The organism is Bacillus sp. 05T31, from assembly GCF_056396725.1.
The window spans coordinates 1-1,402 of the sequence record NZ_JBFTMA010000906.1; the positions used below are offsets into that span (position 1 = coordinate 1).

The window sequence follows — 1,402 nt, forward strand, 5'->3', positions numbered from 1 at the left end:
GTGTTAATAGTTATCCTTCATTACTTTTACAAAAGGATAATCAAATTATCCCTATTGGTGGTGGGGTAATGACGCCAGATAAAATTGAAGCGCGTTTTAAAAATTTATATTAATGAATTTTAAGTTACAGTATATAACATTTAACGTTTTAAAAAAGACTAGAATTGGATGGACTTAAATCTTTTTATAACAGTCGGTTTCAATTTATTTTTAAAAAGAGTCCAATTTTAATTTTTCTATTGACTATAGTAGCAAACATGTTTGCTTAAGCCAACGGACATTCATCTCTCGCCTATTTGCTGGTGCTAKCACAYTTTYAGGTAAATTGAAGAGGGARCTTCTGTCGGAACAAGATAAAAATATGTTAACTAGTAAATAACTTTAACAAAAGGAGAATAACATTCTATGTTTAAAACAATCGATACAAATCAAAAAGATGTGAAATTGACGGTGTTTAGTTCAGACGAAAAAAGTTTTATGGTCACTGCAACCTTAGTTGAGAAAGCAGGTCATGCATTTTTAATAAACTCAAAATTCACTCAATCTGATTCGAAAGAAATTGTTGAGTATCTGAAAAAAAACGACTTATCTTTAGATAAAATCTTTATTATTCATGGGGATCCTGATTACTACTTTGGATTAGAAAGTAGTAAGGCTGTTTACCCAGAAGCTATAGCGTATGCTACAGAGTCTACTGTTGAACATATTGTTCATTCTGTCTTAGGTAAATTAAAAGTTTGGAAAGGCGCCCTAGGAGAAAACGCACCAAGCAACGTAGTATTACCTCAAGTGTTTAAAGAAAAAACGATTGATTTTCAGGGGTTAACATTTGAACTAGTAGGCTTAGATCATTACAGAACTAGCTTATTTAATAAAGAGCTAAAATTATTAATTGGTGGTATTGATGTATTTAACGAAATACATGTATTCTTAGCGGATACTAGCTCAAAAGCRGCAATGGAGGCATGGATTGAAAACTTGAAAGTATTACAAGCATTAAATGCTGACATAATTGTACCTAGCCATGGATCAATTGAAAAATCTTTAAATAATCAGGCACTTACTGCAACTATGGATTACCTAAGAACTGCGGTTCAAGCTTCTGAGGAAAGTAAAACTTCAAAAGATTTTGTAGCGAAACTTGATGCAGCATATCCAGGCTATGCAAATAAAGGTGTATTAGAATTAAGTGCAAAAGTTGTAACAAAAGAAATGCCTTGGGGTTAATGCAATGAATAAATATCAAAAACTATTACATGAAACGTATGTGTTAACTGGCGAAGGGAAATTGGATGCGTTCAAAACGTATTTAGGTGAAAATGTATCTTGGACAGAAGCTGCTGGGTTTCCATATGCAGGTACTTATATAGGTCCAGATGAAGTAGTGAAAAATGTACATGAA

2 protein-coding genes and 1 pseudogene are annotated in these 1,402 nt (G+C 32.5%); all 3 read left to right on the forward strand.

Features of this window, described 5'->3' with window-relative positions:
* A pseudogene (locus tag AC1DJR_RS29750) lies at positions 1-113 on the forward strand (DsbA family protein); the annotation flags it as partial.
* A gap of 292 nt (positions 114-405) precedes the next feature.
* Positions 406-1,227, forward strand: coding sequence for an MBL fold metallo-hydrolase (locus AC1DJR_RS29755; protein WP_477004232.1), 822 nt, complete (start codon positions 406-408; stop codon positions 1,225-1,227).
* A gap of 4 nt (positions 1,228-1,231) precedes the next feature.
* Positions 1,232-1,402, forward strand: a 171-nt coding sequence (locus tag AC1DJR_RS29760) for a nuclear transport factor 2-like protein (protein ID WP_477004233.1), incomplete at its 3' end; no start/stop codon positions are given.